This window comes from Roseburia sp. AF42-8 (assembly GCF_003435965.1).
Taxonomy (GTDB): Bacteria; Bacillota; Clostridia; order Lachnospirales; family Lachnospiraceae; genus Roseburia_C; species Roseburia_C amylophila.
The window spans coordinates 60,674-85,864 of the sequence record NZ_QTVB01000013.1 but is presented as its reverse complement, the minus strand read 5'-3'; the positions used below and the strand labels follow the sequence as shown (position 1 = coordinate 85,864).

The 25,191-nt window shown below is 45.3% G+C and carries 22 protein-coding genes and 2 pseudogenes; 4 read left to right on the top strand and 20 right to left on the bottom strand.

Features of this window, described 5'->3' with window-relative positions:
- The 18 genes and pseudogenes from DW059_RS17595 to DW059_RS07580 form a co-directional block, all read right to left on the bottom strand.
- Positions 1–95 (bottom strand): annotated as a pseudogene (locus tag DW059_RS17595) (helix-turn-helix domain-containing protein); the annotation flags it as partial.
- Between the two features lie 67 nt (positions 96–162).
- Positions 163–321: a Maff2 family mobile element protein gene (locus DW059_RS07660; RefSeq protein ID WP_004798086.1), complete on the bottom strand. Its 159-nt coding sequence runs from the start codon at positions 319–321 to the stop codon at positions 163–165.
- 219 nt (positions 322–540) lie between these two features.
- Positions 541–2,370: a VirD4-like conjugal transfer protein, CD1115 family gene (locus DW059_RS07655; protein WP_117698370.1), complete on the bottom strand. Its 1,830-nt coding sequence runs from the start codon at positions 2,368–2,370 to the stop codon at positions 541–543.
- Positions 2,367–2,867, bottom strand: a complete 501-nt coding sequence (locus DW059_RS07650; RefSeq protein WP_015518807.1) for a PcfB family protein — start codon at positions 2,865–2,867, stop codon at positions 2,367–2,369. The genes DW059_RS07655 and DW059_RS07650 overlap by 4 nt, the downstream gene beginning before the upstream one ends.
- A 101-nt stretch (positions 2,868–2,968) precedes the next feature.
- Complete coding sequence (locus DW059_RS07645) at positions 2,969–3,280, bottom strand: DUF5720 family protein (protein WP_117698369.1); 312 nt, start codon at positions 3,278–3,280, stop codon at positions 2,969–2,971.
- Positions 3,273–3,635, bottom strand: a complete 363-nt coding sequence (locus tag DW059_RS07640; protein ID WP_117470655.1) for a DUF7768 domain-containing protein — start codon at positions 3,633–3,635, stop codon at positions 3,273–3,275. The genes DW059_RS07645 and DW059_RS07640 overlap by 8 nt, the downstream gene beginning before the upstream one ends.
- 48 nt (positions 3,636–3,683) lie before the next feature.
- A complete protein-coding gene (locus DW059_RS07635) occupies positions 3,684–4,562 on the bottom strand; it encodes a DUF6017 domain-containing protein (RefSeq protein ID WP_117453427.1) in 879 nt (292 codons plus the stop codon).
- Positions 4,563–4,628: 66 nt separating this feature from the next.
- The gene (locus DW059_RS07630) at positions 4,629–4,820 is read right to left on the bottom strand and encodes a hypothetical protein (RefSeq protein ID WP_431833139.1); all 192 of its coding nucleotides are present in this window, start codon (positions 4,818–4,820) and stop codon (positions 4,629–4,631) included.
- Between the two features lie 23 nt (positions 4,821–4,843).
- A complete protein-coding gene (locus DW059_RS07625; RefSeq protein ID WP_117698368.1) occupies positions 4,844–5,119 on the bottom strand; it encodes a DUF5720 family protein in 276 nt (91 codons plus the stop codon).
- A gap of 12 nt (positions 5,120–5,131) precedes the next feature.
- Complete coding sequence (locus DW059_RS07620) at positions 5,132–6,061, bottom strand: ParB/RepB/Spo0J family partition protein (RefSeq protein WP_117698367.1); 930 nt, start codon at positions 6,059–6,061, stop codon at positions 5,132–5,134.
- The gene (locus tag DW059_RS07615; RefSeq protein ID WP_117698366.1) at positions 6,018–6,839 is read right to left on the bottom strand and encodes a ParA family protein; all 822 of its coding nucleotides are present in this window, start codon (positions 6,837–6,839) and stop codon (positions 6,018–6,020) included. The genes DW059_RS07620 and DW059_RS07615 overlap by 44 nt, the downstream gene beginning before the upstream one ends.
- A gap of 119 nt (positions 6,840–6,958) precedes the next feature.
- On the bottom strand, positions 6,959–8,635 hold the full coding sequence (gene rlmD / locus DW059_RS07610) for a 23S rRNA (uracil(1939)-C(5))-methyltransferase RlmD (protein WP_117698365.1): 1,677 nt from the start codon (positions 8,633–8,635) through the stop codon (positions 6,959–6,961).
- 5 nt (positions 8,636–8,640) lie between these two features.
- Complete coding sequence (locus DW059_RS07605; protein ID WP_022242746.1) at positions 8,641–9,588, bottom strand: 3'-5' exoribonuclease YhaM family protein; 948 nt, start codon at positions 9,586–9,588, stop codon at positions 8,641–8,643.
- Between the two features lie 13 nt (positions 9,589–9,601).
- On the bottom strand, positions 9,602–10,876 hold the full coding sequence (locus DW059_RS07600; RefSeq protein WP_117698364.1) for a S1C family serine protease: 1,275 nt from the start codon (positions 10,874–10,876) through the stop codon (positions 9,602–9,604).
- A gap of 152 nt (positions 10,877–11,028) precedes the next feature.
- Positions 11,029–12,204 carry a pyridoxal phosphate-dependent aminotransferase gene (locus DW059_RS07595; RefSeq protein WP_117698363.1) on the bottom strand — a complete coding sequence of 392 codons (1,176 nt, stop codon included), beginning with the start codon at positions 12,202–12,204 and terminating at the stop codon, positions 11,029–11,031.
- A gap of 15 nt (positions 12,205–12,219) precedes the next feature.
- Positions 12,220–13,173: a phosphoglycerate dehydrogenase gene (locus tag DW059_RS07590; RefSeq protein WP_117698362.1), complete on the bottom strand. Its 954-nt coding sequence runs from the start codon at positions 13,171–13,173 to the stop codon at positions 12,220–12,222.
- A gap of 11 nt (positions 13,174–13,184) precedes the next feature.
- A complete protein-coding gene (locus DW059_RS07585; RefSeq protein ID WP_117698361.1) occupies positions 13,185–14,426 on the bottom strand; it encodes an MFS transporter in 1,242 nt (413 codons plus the stop codon).
- Positions 14,427–14,508: 82 nt separating this feature from the next.
- Positions 14,509–15,744, bottom strand: coding sequence for an MFS transporter (locus tag DW059_RS07580; protein WP_117698360.1), 1,236 nt, complete (start codon positions 15,742–15,744; stop codon positions 14,509–14,511).
- A gap of 335 nt (positions 15,745–16,079) precedes the next feature.
- On the opposite strand from DW059_RS07580, the gene pdxR reads away from it, so the two are divergent.
- From pdxR to DW059_RS07560, 4 genes and pseudogenes are all read left to right on the top strand, one after another.
- Positions 16,080–17,504 carry a MocR-like pyridoxine biosynthesis transcription factor PdxR gene (pdxR, locus tag DW059_RS07575; RefSeq protein WP_117698359.1) on the top strand — a complete coding sequence of 475 codons (1,425 nt, stop codon included), beginning with the start codon at positions 16,080–16,082 and terminating at the stop codon, positions 17,502–17,504.
- Between the two features lie 127 nt (positions 17,505–17,631).
- Positions 17,632–20,009: pseudogene (locus tag DW059_RS17590) on the top strand (endonuclease MutS2).
- Between the two features lie 41 nt (positions 20,010–20,050).
- A complete protein-coding gene (locus DW059_RS07565) occupies positions 20,051–20,752 on the top strand; it encodes a response regulator transcription factor (protein WP_117698358.1) in 702 nt (233 codons plus the stop codon).
- A complete protein-coding gene (locus tag DW059_RS07560) occupies positions 20,749–22,170 on the top strand; it encodes a HAMP domain-containing sensor histidine kinase (RefSeq protein WP_117698357.1) in 1,422 nt (473 codons plus the stop codon). Before DW059_RS07565 ends, DW059_RS07560 begins: the two co-directional genes overlap by 4 nt.
- A gap of 213 nt (positions 22,171–22,383) precedes the next feature.
- Here the strand turns inward: DW059_RS07560 and DW059_RS07555 are convergent, their stop codons facing one another.
- Both DW059_RS07555 and DW059_RS07550 read right to left on the bottom strand, forming a co-directional pair.
- The gene (locus DW059_RS07555; protein WP_022242759.1) at positions 22,384–23,061 is read right to left on the bottom strand and encodes a TIGR00266 family protein; all 678 of its coding nucleotides are present in this window, start codon (positions 23,059–23,061) and stop codon (positions 22,384–22,386) included.
- An 86-nt stretch (positions 23,062–23,147) separates the two neighbouring features.
- A complete protein-coding gene (locus tag DW059_RS07550) occupies positions 23,148–24,983 on the bottom strand; it encodes a hypothetical protein (RefSeq protein ID WP_117698356.1) in 1,836 nt (611 codons plus the stop codon).
- Positions 24,984–25,191: the final 208 nt, after the last annotated feature.

Here is a 25,191-nt window from a genome sequence, read left to right as displayed (position 1 = left end):
TGCATATTGTTTTCCTGCCTTTCTATCCATACCACCGGGGCGGCTGCCCCGGCAGGAACTTTTCTCTTATTATAGCACCAATCTTGTGAAATCACAATTTATTCTTGTAGCCTGCCGCTGATACCGTCTGGATTGTGCTCTTCCTTTCGTTTTTTGTTCCAACTAATTAGCCATGAACTGCTTCATGCCCTGGCTCTTGGCGCCGGGGTTGTCGTTGCCGTAACCTTCCAGCAGGTTGATAACGCCCCAGATACCGAGACCGGCACCGAGCGCGATAACGAGGGTCTGAAGAACGGTGATTGCCTGTTCAAAAAATGCCATATAGTTTGTTAGCCGGAATCTGATTAAAAAATAGGTTTGTCATGTTTCATAGGCATACAAAAGCCGGAACAATCTGCCGCCCGGTTTCCGGGGGCATGATTCCGGCTGTCCTCCTTTTTCATTATTTTTTCTCGCGATTGTCCGCTTTGTACGCCAATGGCCCATAGAGGGCAGGTGCGGCGAATAGATAAGATCACTCCCTTCTAAAGCGGAACGAAATTAAGCGCCCTTTGTGTCTACTTCATATACATCGCAGACCTCATTGGGCTTGAGTTTCAGCCTTGCAGACAAGAATGCTTCAATGTCAAAAGCGTTCTTATCATCCGCGTCGGCAGTGTACTTGAAATTGGGGTGCTTGGTGATGTCGTACTTATCCGAAAGGAAAGGACGCACACCGCGCAGCTGGAGGATACACTTGCCTCCATCCATAACAGCAAGCTCATCCTGGCTCATCAGCTCTTTCCCCAATTTTTGATAGTTGAGAGAGTGGGAAGTTTCCCGGCCACGGCTCTCTCCGGTGTTGTAGGTGTCGATGGTTTCCTTGCCCAGCACGGCAGCCAGCTCTTTGATGGTAGTCGGCTCTTTACCGCCCAGGAAGATGGAAGTATCCATGTTTCCGATAATGGTATCTGCGTTATCCTTATAGATCGCCTTGAGCTGACTCTGCGCCTGCAACACCAGACAGGCAGAAATCTCACGGCTTCGGATAGTGGCCACCAACTTTTCCAGCTTCGGAATCTGCCCGATATTGGCACACTCGTCAATGAGACAGCGCACATGGACTGGGAGCCTGCCGCCATACACATCGTCGGCTTTTTCGCAGAGCAGATTGAAAAGCTGGGTATAACACATGGAGATCAGGAAGTTAAAGCTGTCATCTGTATCACTCATAATGAGAAACAGGGCAGTTTTCCTGTCTCCCAAAGTATCCAGCTCCAGCTCGTCATAAGCCGTGACCTCACGCAACTCTGCAATGTCGAACACAGCAAGGCGAGCGCCGCAGGAAATCAAAATCGACTTGGCTGTTTTTCCGGCGGCCAGCTTATATTTCTTATACTGGCGCACCGCAAAGTGGTTTGGCTTCTCGGTTTCCAGTGCATCAAACATCAGATCCACGGGGTTTTTGAACTCCTCGTCATCCTCACGGACTTCCATAGCGTTGATGAACTCAATGAGGGTGGAGAAGTTTTGTTCCTCCACCGGAGCCTCATAATGGATATAGCCAATAAGCGCGCAGTATAACAAGGTTTCTGCTTTTACCCAGAAATCGTCTCCGGCCTTGCCTTCGCCTTTGGTATTGGCGATCAGCGTTGTTACCAGCTTCAAGATGTCCTTTTCGCTATGGATATAGGCGAAAGGGTTATAGTGCATGGACTTCTTGAAGTTGATGGTATTTAGGACCTTGATTCGGTACGGCTCATAAATGACCTTGCCGTGCTTATCCTTCATAGGCTTTCCGTCTTTCCCCAGCTTGGGTGCGCCCCTTTGGAGCATTTTTCCGCACTCCACCAAAATGGTTCCCTTCGGGTCTGTGACCACATAGGAACTGTGCATCTGCATCAGATTCGGTTTGAGCCAGAAGCGGGTCTTACCGGAACCGGAGCCGCCAATCACCAGCACATTTTTGTTTCTGGCGGTCTTTGGGTCCTTGGGGCGGCTGTTCATTGTCAGGCTCTCCGTTTTCGTCAGAATCACATTGTTCTGGAATACCGGGTCGATGTAGGGTGCAATGTCCTCATGGGTTCCCCAACGGGCGGAACCGTATTCCATGCCGTGCCTGTACTTCTTGGCGTTCTTGCTTTTCAGGTACACAGCCAGCCGCAGGCCGCCGCCGCAGCACAGGCCCACCAGCAGGTCCAGCGGGTGCAGGCTGGGCCACCAGCTGGCCAGCGCCACCGGCAGCGTGGAGAAGAACGAGAGCATTTTTGCCGAAGCGTCCGCACCCACGGCCATCCGCCACGCTTCACCGAAGTTGGTGGAGAAAAGCCCCATCAGGATATACGGCAGATTCAGCAAAATGAGCTTTTTGATGTTCAGCTGCTTTTTCATCGTTCCAGCTCCTTCCGCTTGTTCCGGTCCACGACGGCGTGTTTTACCAGTTCTTTGAACTGGCTCAGCTTTGCCAGCACGGACGGGCGCTCGGATTTCTCCGCCTTCCTGACCTTTTTCCCGGTGTACTCGGTAAAAGCAGCGGTCAGGGCATCCGCGTCCCGACCCTTGAAAAAGATCAGGTACTTGGGTGGGGAGCTGCTGCGGTCCTTCTTCACCGCATAGTCCACGCCGTATTTCCGCGCGATCTTCTCAAACTCCTTGATGGAGGGGTCGGTGATCTCGATGTTGGAAACGCCCTGATTCTGGCCGATCAGCTGTTTCACCGTCTGCTTGCCGTGGGGAATCACGGGGGTATCCCGGCTTTTCTGCTTTTGCAGCTTCTTTTCCTTGCGGTGGGCAAGGTACTTGGTGATGGCGGCTTTCATCAACCGCCCGGTAAACTTTGTTCCGCTGACTACCAGCGTCAAAGTCCTGTTTTCCACTTCCTCCTGCATAGGTCATCGCCTCCTTTCCACGGATTTTGCAGGGGTGGCACTTGATACTAAGGCGGGACCACCAGCCGCCGCAGCAGGTATTTCAGCATGGCAGGCTCCTTTCAGCGCAGCTGGTCGGAGCGGTCATAGTACAGATGGCCCTGGCGCACTTTGGCATGGCTGAGAATCTTGATGTGGCCCTTTTCCTGGTTCTCCAGGCTTTTCTGGTATCCGGCCTCCGTCAGAAACAGGCGGGTCCGTTCACCTTTCCAGCCCACCGGGGAATCGTCGGTCAGCACATCGAAGATAATCATGTGCCGGGTGTCCTCGGCAAACCGCTCCAAATCCATGTACTCATGGCCGTGGTAGTTCTGCGCCCCGGCTTTGAGGCGCATTTCCTCCATCAGCTGGCCCACGGTCTTACGCTCAGACATGGCGTGCACCTCCTTTCCCGCGTCCCTGGCCCTTCACGGCCAGGATACCGTCCAGGGTGGTGGCGGTGATCCGCAGGCGCTCGGCGGTGGCAATGTCATTCTTCACGGTCTCGTCGATGCCGTGGCCACAGACCACCAGCACATGGGACCGGCGCAGGTAGTCCCGCGCCATATCCAGCCCGTCCTTGTGCTCCTGGGGAATCTCGTCTTTGAGGAAGGTAGGCAGGAACAGCACCGGGCAGATGGGCGAATACCCGGCATCGTACACCTGACGGCAGTAGGCCGCAGCGTTCTCGGCGTTCTCATACTGGCTGTTGCTCCAGGGAGCCGTAATGTAGGCAAGAGGTCGTTTCATGGCAAAATCCTTTCTCCCGGTGTTTTCGGGCAGCAGAAAAGCGGCTGTTTACCAGCCGCCTGCGTACATATCGTGGTTAACTTGTGCGGTGTAGTGGTTGCTGATCGTGGTCGGCGCATTAAACAGCACCGCAAGCAGATACTGCTTCATGTTGCGGATTTCGGTGGTATTGTTCCGCAGGCATTCCATGACAAACTCGATGTGGGAGCAATCCAGCTTCAAAAAACGGGAGCGGACCACCTCATGGGGGAAGTCGCTGCCAGCGATCCGGGTGGTTTTCCGCTTGGCGCAGACGGTCTCCACCATCAGCTCCACAATCTCGTCCAGGTCCTCCCGGTAGGTGGTAAACTCCCGGCACAGGTGGTCATACTCGATGTTCTCCAGAATCAAATCCCGATAACTTTCCATCTCTGAGACAGACATCGCATCCCTTCCTTTCCGTTCCGGCAGCTGTGCTGCCGCTGCCTCCCGGAAGGGAATAGAATCGGTACTTGATCCATAAGTAATTGTTTTTTCTGTATTTGATTTCTCTATATTTAATTCTGCGGGCTTTTCCGTATCCGGTTTTACCATATCCGGGTTTTCCGTATCTGGTGAAGCCATATCCGGCTGGGGCGTATCCGGGTTCTTCGGCTGTGGCTGCTCATATATGACATACTCCGTATCACTGATGCGTCCCTGGCGGTCACGCAGTTTGTGCCGCACAATGTAACCGGCAGCCTCCAATTCCCGCAACGCAGCGCCTATGGCATCCACGCCCTCCTTACAAATCTTTGCAAGACCACGGGTGGTGTAATTCCAGTCCTCTGGCAAAGACAGCATCATGGAAAGCAGCCCCTTGGCTTTTAACGACAGATTTGCATTTCGTAAATGATGATTGCTCATCACGGTATAATCACGGGTCCGTTCAATGCGAAAAACGGCCATCGACCTCACTCCTTCCGAATTTTGGGTACAAAAAACCGCAATCCTCATTCCAAAGAATTGCGGTGTTCAACACTTTTCAAATTTTCTTGCATAAAACCAAAACAGCGGCTTTTGAAGACGCGCCTCTGTAAATGGCTCCTCCTGGGCGAAAGGAAGTGTTTGCATCACGCGGTCAATATCCGTTGTATCCATGTCATGCTGAGATTTGCAATCTTCCCGGATTGCTTCTTGAATTTCCTTTACCGTACACATAGTCATTCCTTTCCTTTCGTTGTATGGGTTTATGAGCGGCGGCGTTTTCCCGGTTTGAAATCGAGGATATGTCCCTCAATCACACGAGCGTAACGCTTGATCTTGATCTCCCGACGCTGCTGGCTTTGCAGGGCGGCCTGATACCTGTCCTCAGTCAAAAACAGTCGTATTTCCTCTCCAGGGCTACCGTAAGCTGTGCTGGGACGCAGGACGGAAAACTCAATCATCCAGCGGGTGTTATCCTGAAAACGCTCCACGGCAAGAATGTTGTGTCCTTTCAGCTCGCGGGCTGAAATATCCCTCATAGGCGGCTCCTTTCATCGTTCCTGATCTCTCTGGCGTTTTTTCTGCCACTGTTCCAGCAGCTTGATAATAGTTTCCTGCATCCGCTGGGGCGTATAGCTTTTAGGGAAATACTTCCGCAAGGTGTCAGAGGTAAATGTCACTCGGTCCAGATCGCTTTTCTTTTCCTCACCCATGATGACACGCATCATATCGAGGGTCAGATGCCCCTCCTGACTGTATTTCTTGAGCCGCTGGGCTTGAGAAAGAGAAGGGGTAGCCTGTTCGCTGTCCATCGCGTCCAGCAGGTCTACCTGTTCTTCCTTTTTGAGAAAGGACAGCTCATAGGCAGGGTTCAGGGCAATCTTCTTTTCATCCACCATATCCATCAATTCAGGAATCAACTCTGTCAGACGGATATAGCGCTGAATTTGATTTCGACTTTGCCCCACCTGTTCAGCCAGCAACTGGTCTGATCGCTTTTGTGTCCCAACTTGGGACACATTTTCTTTACTCGGTCTGCCAGCCTGTCTTTTCATGGCGTCCAGCTTCATCTTGTAGGCAAATGCTCTTTCACTGGGGAGCAAGCTTTCTCGCTGCAAGTTGCTGTCAACCATAATGATCGTGGCGGCATCATCATCCAAATCCCGAACAATGACCGGCATAGTCTCCTTGTCTGCCAGCTCACTGGCCCTGTGCCGCCTGTGTCCGGCTACCAGCTCATAACCGCCCTCCGGGTCTGGTCGGGCAATCGCCGGAACCAGAACGCCATACTGCTTGATACTGTCAGCGGTCTCCATCATGGCTTCGTCATCCTTGACTTTGAATGGGTGGTTCTTAAAGGGATGCAGTTCAGACAGCGGAATCTCCTGAATCTTTTCCAGCTTTGCATCCTGACGGACTTCTTCGGTGGAGAACAGATCATCTACCGAGGCCAGCTCTATTTTTTTCGCGCTGCTTTTCAAGTTTCAACACCTCCTTCGTCAGATTTCGATACCCCTCTGCCACTTTGCCGCCAGGGTCATAGGCGAAAATACTTTTTCCCTCTGCACTGATTTCCTTTGCCCGGACAGAATGGGGGATCTCTGTGCCGAATACTTTGATCTTGCTGCCATAGGTTTCCCGCAGGAGCGCGGAAATCTCTTTGGCAAAGTTGGTTCGGCTGTCCACCATCGTCAGCAGGATACCGTCAATCTGGAGCTTGGGGTTGATTTGCCTCTTTACCTTGTTTACCGTGGAGAGCAGCTGTTCCAGTCCTTTGGCGGGCAGATACTCTGCCTGAACGGGAATTATGATCCTGTTCGCAGCCGCCAGTGCGTTGACTGTGAGCATACCCAGGGAGGGCTGGCAGTCGATGAGGATATGGGAGTATTGCCCCTTCAGCGTGTCCAGATATTGCCGCAAGATAGTCTCACGACTCATGGCGTTTACCAGAGATACCTCCATACCGGATAACTGGATGTCCGCAGGCATCAGGTCTACGCCCTCTGAGTGGTGCAGGATACCCTCGCCGGGACGGAGCGGCTCATCCATCAAGATTCGACCCATAGCGTCGGACAAAGTAAAGGGCAGCTTGTCCGGTTGCGGATTTCCCAGGCTGATTGTCAGGCTCCCTTGTGGGTCTCCGTCGATCAGAAGGACTTTCTTTCCGGCCTGCGCCAGCCCGATTCCCAAGTTGGCACAGGTCGTTGTCTTGCCAACGCCGCCTTTCTGGTTGGCAATGGCGATGATCTGTGTGTTCAAATAAACCTCCTCCTTCTACAAAAAATATCCCTATTCCGAAAAATAGGGATGAAAAAAGCCGCTTACTCAAATAAATGAATAAACGGCTATGTAAGAAATATTCGATTGTAAGTAAAGTTTTATATCACTGCAAAATAACGAAGTGCATCTTTGATTGCTTCTACCTTTTCTGGTGTCGGATGTTTCCTCGGCTGTTTCAATTCTTCTACCGCATTGGGAGCATCATACATCGGCAATCCCAAATTTCGCTTTACCTCTGCGATATATGCGGTATGTACCTTGAAGCCGTATTTCGCTTCTATGTACTCCTTAATCATTTTGTAGGTCACTTTTTCTTTGGGCTTGTACGCTTCGGCTCTTTTAGCAATACTATCTACCGGAATCTTGCCCTCGCCCTCTCCAAACTCCACATCAATGTGGATATAACTGTCGGCTTTTTTGTGGGACAAAAGAACTACCGTCTCCACATGTACCGTATGGCCGAACTGGTCTACCGGCTGCACCTCCACAAGGTCATATCCATGGCTGCAAAGATATTTCAAATCCCGGGCCAGGGTTGCGGAATCACAGCTTACATAGACGATACGCTGTGGTGCCATCTCACACATCATGGCAAGGAGGGATTCCTCGCAGCCTTTGCGTGGCGGGTCCACTACGATAACTTCTGCACGGGCTTCCTCGCTATGGGCGGCACAGTATGCCGGATAGACTTCCTCTGCTTTTCCAACGAAAAATTCTGCATTGGAAATGTGATTTCGAAGGGCATTCTCTTTGGCATCTGCGATTGCCTGCGGTACAATTTCCACACCATAAACCTTCTTCGCTTTCTGTGCCAGAAATAAGGAAATGGTTCCGATACCGCAATATAAATCCCAGACCGTTTCTTCGCCGGTGAGCTTGGCATATTCCAAAGCTTTATTATAAAGCACCTCTGTCTGCACCGGATTTACCTGATAAAAAGACTGTGGGGAAATCTGAAATGAAATTGTTCCGATATAATCTGTAATATAACCCTGTCCATAGAGGGTATAAGTCTCTTCCCCTAAAATCACGTTGCCCCGGGTTTCATTGATATTTACAGTAATACTTGTCATCCCCGGCAAATCCTTTAATACTTCGATAAAACTTTCTGCATGCGGCAGCTTCTTTCCGTTGATGACAAAGCAAACCATCCACTCTCCGGTTTTCTCGCCATAACGGATTAAGATGTGGCGGACGCAGCCTTTTCCGGTTTTCTCATCATAGGCACTGACGCCATAGGATTTCATGGTGTCTAAAATAAGGGACAGGATTCTTCCGTTGCCTTCCTTTCCCAAAAGGCAGTCCTGCACCGGAATAATGTTGTGGGTTCTGGACGCAAAAAAGCCTGCCACCAGGTTGCCTTCTTTATCATAACCCACCGGAAACTGTGCTTTGTTCCGGTAGCGGTAAGGCTCCTGCATGCCAAGTGTTGGTAAGACCTTTGGATTTTCAAATCCGCCGATATGTTTTAAGTTGTTGCGTACTTTATTTTCCTTAAACTTAAGCTGGCTCCCATAAGAAAGTGCCTGAATCTGGCAGCCACCACACCGCTTATGCTCCGGGCATGGCGGGGTTGTCCGCATGGTGGATTCCTTAAGAATTTCCATCAGGCGGGCATAGCCATAAGTTTTTTTCATCTTCATGATTTTGGCACGAACCATGTCTCCCGGCAGAGCATCCTTGATAAAAAGTGTGATGCCTTCCGTTCTTCCGATACCTTCGCCGTTAGTTCCGATATCGTCAATGGTCAGTGTAACAATGTCATCTTTTTTCATATTTCTTATATACTCGATCTGCGGATGTTCGATTCAAACAGACGGTTGAATCCCTGCCACTGAGTATCTCCTTCCGGTACGTTTGCCAAAAGCTCACGCATGGTCTCCATTTTTGCATCAATATTATCTGCATAGCTTAATGCTACAGCTTCCGGTAATGCCGGCTTCTTCGGAGAACCATACTCTAACTCTCCATGATGTGCCAGAATACAGTGTTCCATCTCATGTGCCAGTTTCACCGGGAAACCATCGATGGTCTTGATGCGCTCTGCAATTTCCATGGCTCCAATCATGATATGTCCTAAAAGCTGTCCCTCATCGGTGTAATCATTTTCCGGGAAAGTAGAAAGCTCTTCTAACTTTCCGATATCGTGAAACATGGCGGCACAAACCAGTAAATCTTTATTGAGAATCTTATAGTTGTCAGCAAAATAAGCAGAAAGCTTCGTTACGCTTAAAGTATGCTCTAAAAGTCCGCCCACAAAACCGTGATGTACGCTTTTTGCTGCAGAATGGAATTTAAAACGTTTTGCAAAATCTGCATCCTCGATAAAGAAACTGCCTGCCAGTTTCTTAAGATATGGATTCTCCATCTGCTTAATATATCCAAGTAACTGCTCATACATTTCATCTACATTATATTCACTGACCGGAAGATATTCCTTTGGTTCATACTCTCCCTCGGTTGCTTTCCGGACCCTCTTTACATTTAACTGTAATGCGCCCTGAAAACTTGTGATATCTCCCACTACATTGATATAATCAAAGCGGTCAAAATCATCAATTCCCACAGAGCCCGGCTCCCAGATTTTTGCATCCAGTGTGCCTGTTTTATCCTGTAAAATCAATGCTTCATAAGGCTTACCTGCCTTCGTCAGCGCTGACTGCTTATTTTTACAAAGATAGATTTCATTTACTCTTTCGCCTTCGCGTAATGTTTCAATATAATGCATAATTTTCCTCTTTCTATTTTAGTACACCAACGGTTGCAGAACATTCGATTTCTACATAGCCTGCTGCCCCCTGGCGTTTTATGGTAATCTTTACAACATCTCCCGGAGTCTGCCCGGATAACACATTCTTATATGCCTGCGCTGTCTCTACATTTTCTCCGGCAATCTTTACGATGACATCACCGCTTTGCAAGCCTGCCGCCATCGCCGGGGAATCAATTCCCACTGATTTAATATATACGCCCTTTGGTATGTCATATTCCTTTTCAATGTCAGATGTTACAGAAGTCAGTTTCAGTCCAAGATACGGAATATCCTGTCCATTGGAAAGCTTCTCGATAATGTCTTTCAACTGGGAAACGGAAATTGCGGTCAGCGTATTCTCATCGCCGCTGCTGTAATCCTGCATAACAATTCCAACCACTTCACCAGAGAGATTGACCAGTACACCACTTCCCTGACTACTGCCCACAATATCTGTTGTCAGTACATTGTAGTTTGCATCAAAGGTGGAAATGCTGTTAGAAGTCGATGTAATATTTCCTGTCAATATGGAGAAATTCGTTCCCAGCGGACTGCCCAGTGCCAGCACAACGCTGCCCTGTGTGGTCTGAAGTGAATTTCCAAGCACTGCCACTTTAATTCTGCCCAGAGTGCTTTCTTCGATGTCGGAACGTTTTACATTTAAAATCGCAATTCCGGTATTTCCGTCATAGTTTTTAAGCTCCGCTTCTACGGTGCTGTCATCAAGGAAGGTCACATGAATGGATTTTGCTCCGCTTATGACCTTGCGCTCTGTCATAATCAGAAGCTCCTGACCGGTATCCGCAATAATGACTCCACTTGCCTGTCCCTGTCTCTCATAAGGCGTGTTAAACCAGTCCACATCACTGGTCACACCTGTCACCGTAACAATGGACTTATTTGCTTCGCTTCCAATCGCATAAAGCTTACTCTGTAATTTCTGATATTCCTCCGGTGTAAGCTCTTTTAAGCCTTCTTCTACATCCGGCTCGTCTACACCTGTCTCCGTGGAATTTGTCTCTTCTTCCGTATCCGGCTGTACCTCTTCATCTTTCGGGATGCTCACCCTGGTATCCTCCGGCTTATTCAGCCACTCTTCCATCACCGGGCGCATCCATGTAAATACAAAACAGGATACAAGTCCAAAGACAACCGCAAGCACAACCGTAAATGCCGTTTTTAAAATAATACGTCTCTTATTTAACGGCTTGTTCTTGATTTTCTCTTTGATAAATGCAAATTCCTCTTTTTCATTTTCTGACATAGGGAATCCTCTTTTCTACTGTAAATACAACCAATTTTAATTATACTTTCTATCTGCCTATGTTGCAACATTTTTTAAAAAAGAGAGCAGATACAATCAGTACCTGCCCTCTTTTAAGAGTAATGATATAAATATGTTTTCTATATAAAAGATTATTTTCCAAGAATATAGCTTTCCATCCGGCGCATGGCTTCCTCTAATTTTTCCATGGCTGCCGCATAACTGATACGGATATAGCCCTCGCCCTCTTTGCCAAAGGCAATGCCCGGTATCACGGAAAGATGTGCTTTTTTTGCCAGGTCCACGCAGAACTGCATACTATCCTGAATCTGTCCTGCCGGAATCTTTGCAAAGATATAAAAAGCTCCGTTTGGTCTTGCAATTTCAAATCCCAATGCGCTTAATTTTTCATATAGGAAATCTCTCCGTTTCTGATATTCTTTTCTCATTTCCAGTGCATCATCTATACCCGCTGTTACAGCCTCTAATGCTGCTTTCTGGGAAATGGAGCTGGTGCTGGATACCAGATACATATGTGTCTTACGAATCTCTTTAATGATGTCGGCACTTGCCAAGATAAAACCGACACGCCATCCGGTCATGGCATGGGACTTGGACAATCCATTGATTACAATGGTATTCTCCTTTGCGAATTCTGCCATGGAATGATGCGGTTCATCGCCATAGGTTAATTCGCTGTAAATCTCATCACAGATAGCCAGCATATGATGCTTTTTGATAACTTCAGCCAATGCTGCAAGCTCTTCTTTTAAATAAGTAACTCCTGTAGGATTACTCGGATAATTCAATACAATTGCTTTGATATCTCCACCATTTTCTTCAATGGCTTCTTCCAACCGCTCCGGTGTCAGCACCATTCCGGTGTCACTGGTATCTACCGTAACCGGTACTGCCCGCGCCAGACGAATCAGTGGAACATACGCCGTATAAATTGGGGATGGCACAATTACTTTGTCTCCCGGATTCAGTGCTGTTAAAATAGATGCTGCTACGCCTTCCTCTGCTCCAACCGTTGTTAAAATTTCACTGGCAGGGTCATAATTTAAATGATATTTTGTCTTCATAAACGCTGCCACGCCTTTTAGCAAATCCGGCATTCCGGCATTGGCGGTATAATGGGTAAAGTTTTCTTCAATACCTTTCATAGCTGCTTGTTTGATATGTTCCGGTGTATTAAAATCCGGCTCTCCTAATGTTAATTTCAAAATATCCGGCACATCACTGGTCTGCTCATCAAATTTACGAATCAGTGATACCTCTATTGATAAAATCTGGTCATTCAGACCATCTCTTAATGTCTGCTCCATGTTTCTCTTCCTCCCTTAGTTTACAATGTTCTTACAAGGCTTTCCTTCCAGAATATCCAGTGCATTCGTCATTGCCACATCCATCATTTTAATATGCGCTTCCTCTGTGGATGCACCCATATGCGGTGTTATCACAACCTCATCCAGTGAAAACAGCGGATCATCTGCCTCCGGCGGTTCCTCCTGCATAACATCTGTTCCATAAGATGCTACGATTTCTGTCTTTATTGCATCTATTAAATCTGCACGGTTTACAAGATAACCTCGTGATGTGTTAATTAAAATGACTCCTTTTTTCATCTGTACAAATGCTTCTTTATTGATACTTTCTTTCGTCAGCGGAGTCTGTGGCATATGCAGGGAAATAACATCACTTTCCTGCAAAATCGTCTCCCGGTCAGCAGGTATGATTCCATATTCTTTGCAGAATGACTCATCAATATGGCGGCTATAGCCTAATACTTTCATGCCAAATGCGGCAGCTTTCTTTGCCAGTTCTTTTCCGATTGCACCTAATCCTAAGATTCCCAGTGTCTTTCCGGTAAGCTCCATTCCATTTCTGTCATTCTTCCATAATTTCTGTTTTGTATTGGCGAAATGATATGGAAGTGACCTTGCGCAGCACAGCATTAACCCCATTGCCAATTCTGCTACTGCGTTGCTGTTGGTTCCCGGTGCATTGCATACATCAATGCCACGGGCTCTTGCTGCCTTAATATCTACTCTGTCATAACCAACTGCAGGTCTTGATATTACCTTTAAGCAGTCCGGAAGTTCTGCAATCACATCTTCTTTGATGAAATCTGTTCCGGAAATCAATGCATCTGCATCGGAAACAAAATCTAAAAGTTCTTCTTTGCTTAAATTTACTTTTTCACTTAATACTACTTCTGCTGCTTCTATTGCCCGCTTCCAGGTAGGATGATCCTCCGGAAGCGATGCATAGTGGCAGGTAATTGCTATTTTCATATCAATTTCCTCTATTTCTCAGTCTGAGCTTTTTTTCTTTTTCCAACGAAACGGATGATGCAGCATACGCAGATTCCAAGTAATGCAAATACTACGATAGTTCCGAATACATAGTTAAAACCGACTGCTGCATACTTGTCCAGGAAGTTACCTAAAATAGTATTTTCATAGGAATCCGGCAGATATCCGATAACGGAAATAATACCGGTTGCGGTTCCTGTCATTGCTACCGGAACGCCTGCTTCCCCCATGGTTGCATAGTATACACCGCGAACTGCATAATAAACAGTTGCTAAAGCCAGCACTACTACGATTGCAAGGATTAAGAAGTTTGGTTTTCCAGGAATTGCGATTAATGCAATACCAAAGATAATTTCAATCACAAATAAACCGATTAATGTCTTGGTATAAGAACCAACTTTATCAGAAACCTTTCCAATAATTGGTGCGGAAAAAATTCCAATTCCATAAGAACGAATGGTTGCTACGATTCCGGCTACTACCGCACCCATGCCAAATACGGTTGTAAGATATGTTGTGGTATATTCTGCTGCAACCTGTACGCTGTATGCACATAATACCAGGATTGCTACCAGCCATACGCTTGGTACTTTCAATACGTTAATGTAATCCTTAAAGGAAGTTGCAACATTTTCTTTCTTATCATCATGTGGAAGCAGGAAGAACATGAACACTCCCATAATCACATATACGATGCCATAGAAAATTAAGACATAACGTAACGGGCAGGTGGAAGAAATGTATACACCTAAAATACCAAGTGCCGCAAAGTTAATAATTAAGCCTGCTACTGCACGGATTCCTTCGCTGTAACCGAATACGGAACCCTGTTCATCCTCTGAGCCAAACAAACGGACCGCCTTTACAAAGGATACCCAGAATAATACGTTAGAAATTGCCAGGAAGAAATAAATTACTCTCAATACGGCAAACCCCGGTGAAGTTGCATACCAGAATGTTAAAATTGCCAGCAAGCCGGTGGAACCAAGTAACATTTTCCGGTTGTCAAATTTATCTGCCAGAATGCCCCCCGGAATATAAAGAATTGTTTTTGTCAAAGAATACACCGTCATCAATAAACCAATCTGTGTATTTGTAAGTCCGAAGTCAGATACCATGTTGTCATAAAATACTGTTTTTAAATATGGGACACGGTAAATTAAACCTGCTGCAAGTGTCAGGATAATAAAACCAATCCACTTTGTCATCTTATTTGATTTTGCATCACTCATAAGAAAATCTCCTTTACTTTTTATTTCTATTTACAGAGACTCCTGCAAATCCCGGGAAGCAGGAAATCTCGTAAAAGCTATTTTATTTCTGCTTTGCTAAAAGCCGTTTCTGATAACTGCGCATCACAAGACTGATGCCCCATGCAATGATTCCAAAAATAACTATAATTGCAAATATTTTTTTGAATCCTGCTTCATAGCCGTAAGCATCTAAAATATGTCCGCACCAGAGTGACATAAACATATCCGGTGTATAACCAAGCACTGCCACTACTGCCGTTGCAGTTGCTGTCATGGAAACCGGTATTCCGGTTTCTGACATTGTTGAATAATATACTCCGCGGACTCCATGGAGTACCACGCTGAACACCAGTACAAATCCCATTGCAGCATATGCAATCTTTGGTGTCTCAGGACTTAAGAAAAGTACAATGGATAAAACAATTTCTACTACGATTAACCAGGAAATCACTTTTGTGGAAGATTTCACCCGGTCTGCATAAGCGCCTGCTAACGGTGCTCCGATTACTCCACAGATATTATCCCGGATGGTTGCTATGGTTCCAACGGTAACTGCGGCGATTCCCAGTACCTGTGTCATATAAGTTGTGGTATATTCAAAAGCTACCTGCATGCTGTATGTGGTAAATATCAAAAGTGATACCATCCAGATTGCCGGTTTCTTAAAGACTGCTACATAATCTGCCCAGGTCTGATGATGGTCTGCATCTTCTTCCATATCATCTGGATATAGAAACAAAATGAGAATTCCTGTCACCAGATACAACGCTCCATAGAAAAGCAGTGCTCCTCTGATAGAGTGTGCGGTCTCTGCCATCATGGACACGCATTTTAATGCAATGAATGTTGCTATGGAACCGGTAATTCCGCGAAAGCCTTCACTTAATCCGAAGATTTTACCCTGTGCCATATTTTTACCCAGGATTCGGATACTCTTAATAAATGAGGTCCAGAAAAATACATTTACCAGTGCTAACAGTGCCTGTATCAGTTCCAAGATTCCAAAGGAAGGAAGCAGTGCATAGACACCGGTTAAAATTCCCTCTCCCAATAAGGAAAAGACAAGGCATTTCTTGGTATCCAGCCGGTCTGCTATGATTCCGCACGGAATATAAATTAACATCTTTACGCCTGCATAGAAGGAAGAAAGAATTCCAAGCTGTGTATTGGTAATATCAAGGCTTGCTACCAGCTGGTCATAGAAAACAGCCTTCAGATATGGAACTTTATAAACGGTTCCTGCAGCTAATATTAATAATATAAATACGGATGTCTGACGTTTTCTGCTTTCAGCCATTGGAATCACTCCTTTCTCGGGTTATCGCGGTGCTCGTCCAAATCTGGGTTGAAAAGAAGTTCGCTCAAGCAAGCTTGGCTCCTTCTTTTCTCCCAGATTTTTTCTCGCTACTCGCGTAAAAAAAATAGAGTTGACACAGGTTTCCCTGGTCAACTCCGTCGTTGATTTGTTCTCTTTATTTTTTTGTTGTCCTGAGCATATCACTAATTTTGTTATTCGAAAAGTGACAATTTTTACTTTTTTCATGGTTACAATTTTGTTTTTTCTATTGAAAAGGATTTTATGCGACTATATAATAAATTAACTGTATCACCTGATGCAAAGGAGAGGATTTTATGATTTATGTTAACAAGGCGGATTCGGCTCCGCTCTATCAGCAGTTATATACTTCCATCATTGAAGAAATCACTAATGGTTCCCTGCCGAAGAACTCGGCTCTTCCGCCAATCCGGACGCTTTCTGAAAAGCTTAATATCAGCCTGAACACAGTATCCAAAGCTTATCTGCAATTAACAGCAGAGGGTTATGTCCGCTCTGTTCCAGGCTCCGGTTATTATGTAGAGGATATCTCCAATACTTTCTTGGATACCCTTTCTGTTCCTCCGGTTTCCAAAAAGATAACTTCTTCTATTTCCGGACAAAATCCTGCACCAAGAGCAACTCCTGTCCGTTATGATTTTAAACATGATGTCGTATATTCCCATCTTTTTCCGTGGAAGCTATGGCGGCAGTACGTAAACAATGCTTTACTTCAGGAAGAGAATCAGCAGAAAATCCAATACGAATCCAATAAAGGAAACTATGAACTCCGTTCCAATATCTGTCATTATCTGAACCGGAACCGTGGCGTTCACTGCGACCCGGAACAGGTAATCCTTGTGCCCGGCACCCAGTATGGCATTGAAATCATCAGCCGGCTGCTCCCGGCAGAGAAGCACCGGATTGCCTATGAAGAGCCATCTCACAATGGTATCCGGAATATTTTTCTCCAGAACGGATATGAACTTTTTCCGATTCCAGTTGTTGAAAATGGCATTGATATTGACAAGCTTTTTGATTCCTGCTGTAACCTCCTTTATGTTATGCCATCCCATCAGTTTCCTACCGGCCGCACCATTCCGGTCAGCAACCGGCTGCGGCTTTTGGAGTGGGCAATCAGAAACGATGCCTACATCATAGAAAATGACTACGACAGTGAATTCCCGCATCAGACCAGACCGATTCCATCCCTGCAGTCTCTTGACCACTATGACCATGTCATTTATTTTAACACTTTCGCCAAGATACTGACTCCATCCATGCGGACGGCATTTTTTATTCTCCCATATTCTCTTTTGGATAAGTATGAGCAGATGTACCGCTATTTTAATGCGGCACTTCCTTCCTTTAACCAGATTGCCTTATCCAATTTTATTGCATCTGGTGACTTTGAGCGTCACCTGCGGAAGCTGGTTAAGATAAATGAACATAAATATAATCTTCTGCTGAAATCCATCCATACATTTCTTTCTTCCTATATGGATGTAGTAGATACGCCTGCCGGTTCCCACATTATTGTCCGGATCCGCAACTGCACCAACCAGCAAAAGCTGATCGACGCCCTGTGCGAAAAGTCCATTTCCATTTATGGTGTTCAACAGTACTTCCATACTGGAACGGCTTCCGAGGATATCTTTCTATTGGGCTTTAGTTCACTGGAAGAATCAGAAATTCCAGAAGCCTGTGAAGCACTGGCAAAGGCACTGTCCGAGTTATTATAAAATCGTGGGATCAAAATATTTATCCTGCCATTTATCCGGAAACTTATTTTCAACCGCCCTTTTCACCACAATCGGTTTGGGGTATAATAGAAGCAGTGATTTTTAGTACATTTTACGGAGAATATTTATGAATCAAAAGGTTTTAAGAACATTAGAATATAATAAAATTGTAGAGCGGCTCGCGGAGTATGCTTTCGGTGCGGATACCAAGGAACGCTGTCTTTCCCTGCTTCCTTCCACCAGCCTCTCAGAGATTACCAATGCACAGCAGCAGACTAAGGATGCCATGAACCGCAGCCTGAAAAAGGGACGGCTTGACTGCTCCGGTATCAAACCGCTTTCTTCCGCCATCCGGCGTGTGGAAATCGGCGGAACCATGAATATCGAAGAGCTTCTCGGCCTCTGTAAATTATTAGAGACTGCCCGCCGGGTCAAAGCCTATGGCAGAAAGGAACGGGAAGATTTTCCGTCTGATTCCCTGAGCGAACTTTTTGATGGTTTAGAACCTCTTAGTCCTCTTTGTGATGAGATCCGCCGCTGCATCATTTCTGTGGATGAAATCAGTGATGATGCCAGCAGTAATTTAAAATCCATCCGCCGTTCCATCCGCTCAACCGGCGACCGCATCCATGCGCAGTTAAACCAGATGTTAAATAACCAGAATGTCAGAAACTGCCTGCAGGATTTTGTCATTACCATGCGTAACGGCCGCTACTGCCTTCCGGTAAAAGCCGAAGCCAAATCCCAGATTACCGGTATGGTGCATGACCAGTCCTCCAGCGGTTCTACTCTTTTCATTGAGCCAATGGCTGTGGTAAATCTGAACAACGAATTAAAAGAATTATCCATCAAAGAGCAGGACGAAATTGCCGTTATTCTTGCCACTTTATCGGCAAAAGCAGGGGAATATATTCCTGCCATTGAAACCGATTATCAGATTTTAACAGAGCTTGATTTTATATTTGCAAAAGCAGCTTATGCCTTGGAATACAATGGAATTACACCGCATTTTAATACGGAACGGAAAATTCGTATTTTAAAGGGCAGACACCCTCTGCTGGACGCAAAAAAAGTAGTTCCTATCGACATTTCCTTAGGCAGCGATTTTGACCAGCTTGTCATTACCGGCCCGAATACCGGTGGTAAAACCGTTTCCTTAAAAACTGTGGGACTTCTCACTCTGATGGGACAGGCGGGACTTCCGATCCTTCCGGAGACCGCAGTGAGCTTGCTGTTTTTGACAATATTTTTGCAGATATTGGAGATGAACAGAGCATTGAGCAGAACTTAAGCACATTTTCTTCCCATATGACCAACATTATCCACATTTTAAAAGAAGCCAATGAACATTCCCTGGTTCTCTTTGATGAGTTATGTGCCGGAACTGACCCTACGGAGGGCGCTGCCCTGGCGGTTTCTATCTTATCTTATTTTCACAGTCGAGGCATCCGTACCATGGCGACCACCCACTACAGTGAGATTAAGATTTATGCCTTAACTACCAGTGGAATTGAAAATGCCTGCTGCGAATTTAATGTAGAGACCTTAAGTCCGACTTACCGTCTTCTCATCGGTATTCCGGGAAAAAGTAATGCCTTTGCAATTTCCAAAAAACTCGGTCTTTCCGATACTTTAATCGAGGATGCCAGAACCCGTATCAGCAGTAATGAACAGAATTTTGAAGATTTACTTTCTGACCTGGAAGCAAGCCGCATCACCATAGAGAAAGAACAGGCCGAAATCAACCGTTACAAATCAGAAATTGCTGCATTAAAACAGCAGTTAAAGAACAAGCAGGAAAAATTAGATGAAAGCCGGGATGCCATTCTTCGTAAAGCAAAAGAAGAAGCAAACCAGATTCTGCAGGAAGCCAAAGATACTGCAGATGAGGCAATCCGTAATTTCAATAAATATGGCACTACCAGACCTTCCATTCAGGAAATGGAAAAACAGCGTACCAATATCCGGGAGAAAATGGCTGCCAATGAGAAAAAGAGCTCAAAGGAAAAAGATACTGCCATCTACAATCCAAAGGTTCCAAAGAAGCTTCGTATCGGTGACAGCGTAAAAGTATTAAGTATGAATTTAACCGGAACGGTACACTCCCTGCCGAATGCAAAGGGTGACCTCTTTGTGCAGATGGGAATTCTCCGCTCCCAGGTAAACATCAAGGATTTAGTACTAATTGAAGATGCTGCTCCGGGCAGCAAGAAATATGCCAAGACCGGTGCCGGAAAGCTTAAGATGAGTAAATCCGCTTCTGTTTCCACAGAAATCAATCTGATTGGAAAAACAGTGGATGAAGCTATTGCTCTTTTGGATAAATACTTGGATGATGCTTATCTTGCACATCTTCCTTCCGTGCGCATCGTACACGGAAAAGGAACCGGTGCCCTGCGCAGTGCCGTACAGAGTCATTTGAAACGACAGTCTTATATCAAGTCCTTCCACTTAGGAGAATTTGGTGAAGGAGATGCTGGTGTTACCATTGCAGAATTTAAATAAATCAAGTATATGAACTACGTAAAACAGAAAGGAAGTTTCCTATGGCTGCAAAACAGAAAATTTTAATTGTAGATGATGATGTTAATATCGCAGAACTGATTTCCCTGTATCTCACGAAGGAATGCTTTGATACAAAGATGGTTCATGATGGGGAATCTGCTTTGAAAGAATTTGAAACCTATGCACCAAATCTGATTCTTCTTGATTTGATGCTTCCGGGCATTGATGGTTATCAGGTATGCCGTGAAATCCGGGCAAAAGCAAATGTTCCGATTATTATGTTATCTGCCAAAGGTGAAATCTTTGACAAGGTTCTCGGACTGGAGCTGGGGGCAGATGACTATATCATGAAGCCTTTTGATTCCAAAGAACTGGTTGCCAGAGTCAAGGCGGTGCTCCGCCGCTACCAGCCGGTGAAGCAGGAGCCTGTACAGCCGGATTTAAAATGTGTTACTTATCCGGATCTGGTGGTCAATCTTTCCAACTATTCCGTAGAATATTACGGCAAAACAATTGATATGCCGCCAAAGGAGTTAGAGCTTCTTTATTTTCTTGCATCCTCACCGAATCAGGTATTTACCAGAGAACAGCTTTTAGACCATATCTGGGGCTATGAATACGTAGGCGATACCAGAACCGTTGACGTTCATGTAAAAAGACTTCGTGAGAAAATTAACGATCATACCGCCTGGAGCATTTCTACGGTCTGGGGCATCGGATACAAATTCGAGGTTAAAGAATGAAGAAACGACTTTATCTGAAGCTGCTGATTGGATATGTGATTTTTGGCATTCTCGGCTTTATTCTCGTATCCACCTTCAGCTCCCACTATACTTATGAATATATTGAAGATACCGAAGTTGACCGGCTTTACAAGGAAGCCAATATGATTGCATCTACCTATGCTTCAAACTATTTCAATGAAGATATTACGGTAGATGACTTGCATGACAGTCTTGCCACCCTTAGCACTTATCTTTCTTCAGAAATATGGGTCATGAATACAGATGGTGATATTCTGATTAACTCCAATGCATCTGTGGACATGGACCACCTGACACACATTGACGGATTTAATGTGGCAGATTTTGGCAGCAAATATTACACCACCGGTTCTTTTTATAATTATTATGACGATACGCATCTTACGGTATTTTCGCCGATTACGATTAATTACAAGGTGCGTGGATATGTGCTGATTCACCAGCCGCTTTCCGTAATCACGCACCATCATGCACATTTACTGAATATTATGTACCTGACTCTGCTTCTGATTTTTATCTGTGCAACCCTGTTACTGATTATCATTGGCTTCGAGGTCTACATCCCAATCCGCAAAATGATTAAGGGTGCTGATGCTTTTGCCGAGGGCAATTTCAGTTATAAAATTCCGGTACATAAAAATGATGAAATCGGCTATCTTGCCGCTTCTCTAAATTATATGGCAAACGAGCTGAATACCCTGGAGGATGACCAGCGTAAATTTATTTCCAATGTCTCCCATGATTTCCGTTCTCCGCTTACTTCCATCAAAGGTTATGTGGAAGCCATGTTAGACGGAACGATTCCACCGGAGATGCAGGAAAAATATTTAAATATCATTGTTTTCGAGACAGACCGTTTGTCCAAGCTCACCCAGAGCCTCTTAGAGTTAAATAAATACGGCAGCCACGGCACAATGTTAGACGTCAGCGAATTTGACATTAACCAGTTAATTAAAATGACCTGTCTTACCTTTGAGGGAACCTGCAAAGCCAAACGGATTTCCTTCCACCTGATTCTTGCCGGTAAAACACTTTATGTAAAAGCGGATATGAGCAAGATTCAGCAGGTGGTTTATAATCTGATTGACAATGCCATCAAGTTCAGCCACCATGATTCTGAAATCACCATTGAGACCACCAAGAAAAGCGAAAAAGTATTTGTTTCTGTCAAGGATACCGGCATCGGAATTCCAAAAGACAGCCAGAACAAAATTTTTGAGCGTTTCTACAAAACCGACCTGTCCCGTGGAAAGGACAAGAAGGGTTCCGGTCTTGGACTCTCTATCGTAAAAGAAATTATTCAGGCACATGATGAAAATATCAACGTCATCAGTACCGAAGGAGTCGGCACCGAATTTATCTTCACCCTGCCGGCAGCCCAGCGGGAAGAATTGTAACGCCAGTTATAACCTACAGAACCCGCCACCGGCAGCTTCTTACAAATTATAAGCGCTTAGCAACTACGAAAAACACCCTTTGTGAGTTTCCCGCTACTCAAGTAAATTGAAAACAGCAGCTTATGAACTTTATTCTGTTCATTGGCTGCTGTTTTTCTCTGCATACTTCTATGATTTACTTTCCAGTTGGTGCTTCATTTTTCCCTCGGAGATTTATTTTCCGCTCGGAAGATATGGGCGCAGACATCCTGCCATCTGTGAGATTGGCATGGACTGTAAGAATACACGACCCGGTCCGGTTACTACGGTATTGAATACTCCCTCTCCACCAAACATGATATTCTTAAGGCCAGGTACGGTCTGTATGTCGATAGAACAGGAAGAATCCATTGCTGCAAGATATCCTGTGTCTACGATAATTGACTGGCCAGGCTGAAGCATATACTCTTTGATATAGCCGTCAAATTCAACAAATGCCATTCCCTGTCCAGAAAGTCTCTGCATAATAAATCCTTCTCCGCCAAAGAAACCAGCTCCTACTCTCTTCTGGAAAAATACGGACAATTCAACTCCTGAAGTAGATGCTAAAAATGCTGACTTCTGACATACAATATCTGAACCTGGCTGAATCTCAAATGCCCGGATACATCCCGGAAAACTGGATGCAAATGCAATGGTTCCCTGACCATTCATTGCAGTGTATGTATTTACAAACATACTCTCTCCACTAACCATTCTTCCAAATATTTTTCCAATTCCGCCGCCAACAGTATTCATCTGCATATTCGGAGACATCCAGGACATTGCTCCCTTTTCGGTAATCATCATTTCGCCTGACTCTAATTCACAGACTACAACCGGCATTGGTTCGCCTTCAATATTAAATCTCATTTCTAAACCCTCCTGCTGATTTGCATAACATTTTCATGAACCTTCTTCATTATAACAATATAGGAGTGGTCTGCCAATATATTCTATTAATTTTTTATCCGTTTTCTGCATCCAAAATAAATAGCTCCTATGCCACTGCACAGTGCCAGTAAAAACCAGATGCCAACCGGAGTCATGTCTCCTGTTTTCACGGTTGCGGTCTGTGATGTGTTTCCTGCGGTGGTATTTCCTGTTGTACTATTTCCTGCAGTACCGCTTCCTGTTGTGCCGTTGCCGTTTCCTGCTGTGCTGCTTCCTGCCGCACCATTTCCTGTTGTTCCGCTTCCCGGCGTTGTTGTACCTGATGAAGTTCCGGCTTCAAATACCAGTGCATATGCCGAAAATTTATCCGTTGCAAAGGTTATGGTTCCACTTGTTGCATCATACGTTGCAGGAAGTTTTTCATAGGCACCATCATGCTCTCGAATCACATAATATGTTCCCTGCTGGTTCTTCATCTCATCTTTTACCTGAAGGGTTACATTTAATTTCGCATTTAAATCGGTCAACTGCGTTTCCCATGCATCGTTGGAATTTCCTTTGTTTACGACCTGGAATAAATCCATGGAAAGATAGCTTTGAATCTCTCCATTTCCTGCCTGTGCCTGCATGCCACCCTGTATCTGATTCAGTTCTGTTCCACTGATATCTGCAATATTTAACTGAAGATTTCCGGAACCAATAATGTTTTCTGCATTTCCAAGGGTTGCACCGTCTACTTTTGTACTTGCCGTATTTACTTTATCCTCTGACTTTGTAAATAATGCACTCAGATGTAAATCTGTTGCAGGCATATCCAATACAAAGGTACCTACCTGTGAATCTACTGCTGTCAGCTTTCCACCATTTAAAGATGCGCTTAATAACTGATAACCATAATCCGGTGTAAACTTAATGGTTACTTTGGTGCCTGCTTTAAATTCGGCATAGCCAAAGTCTCCATCCAGTCTTGTGGATGCATCTGCTATATTTCCACCTGCCAGTTCTGCTGCATTTACTATAGTTCCATCCTCTAACTGTGCACTGATTATTTCCACGCTTCCATGTTCAATAACGCAGTCATTTCCAAATCCATGCTGTTCTGCTACTGTAAGGAATGGTGCCCATACGATATTATAATTACGGCTGCTGCTCGTAGTCAGTGCCACTTCAATCTGATAAGAATCTGCCGGAGCCACTTCAAATTCCAGATTGTCTGTCGTTCCACCTAATGGAATTGCTGTTCCATTTACCATAATGGATGCAAATGCATAACCAAAATCTGCTGCAATTGCCACTCTGTGTTGCTGCGTCTTATCTCCAGCAAAGCTGCCCGATATATTCGTTCCCATTCCGGAACCAATCCTCATGCCATCTATCTGTAAGTCTCCAATTGCTCCTCCCACTGCAGTTGCTGTAACTGCAATTGTTTCTCCGGATGCCGGACCCGTTGTGGAACCACCGCCTCCGGATGCTGCAGTACGAAATTCCAGAATCAGTTCCACCTGCTCTGAGGTGCTTACAGAAAATGCCTGTCCGCTCTCTGATGTAAGTATATTCTTGTCAAGGCTTGCATCCTGTGCACCATTTTTATTCACCTGACAGTGATTGATTATTGTATCCGTTCCACATACTACTTTAAAATGTACCGTATGATCAAGACTATCATCCGGTCTGTTTATTTCTATTGGTGTATCATCATATGCAGTCTGGTTTACTTCTGTCCACTCAGCCGCCGTATCCCATTTATAATACACGGTTCCGGTCGCTGTGCTGTCCTGTCTTGCAATTCTGACCACTGCTTTCTGTCCATCAGCTTTTACAATCATGCCGGCACTTCCCATAAATAATGAAAATACCATAAAAAAGCTTAACAACCAGGAAATTTTCTTTCGCATCTTCATTTTTTTCTCCTTTACTTTCTTCTATAACTGCCACTTCCACCGCACACGTTACAGGCTCCGCAGCCTCCCAGTACCACCAGCACGAGCAGACAAAGCAATCCTCTAATGGATTTTTTTCTCACGTTTTTTCTCCTTCCCTTTCCATCCTTTAACTATATGTAATATACGCTTTTCCCATCTGTTTTGATAAGTTTACATTTGTCTCATT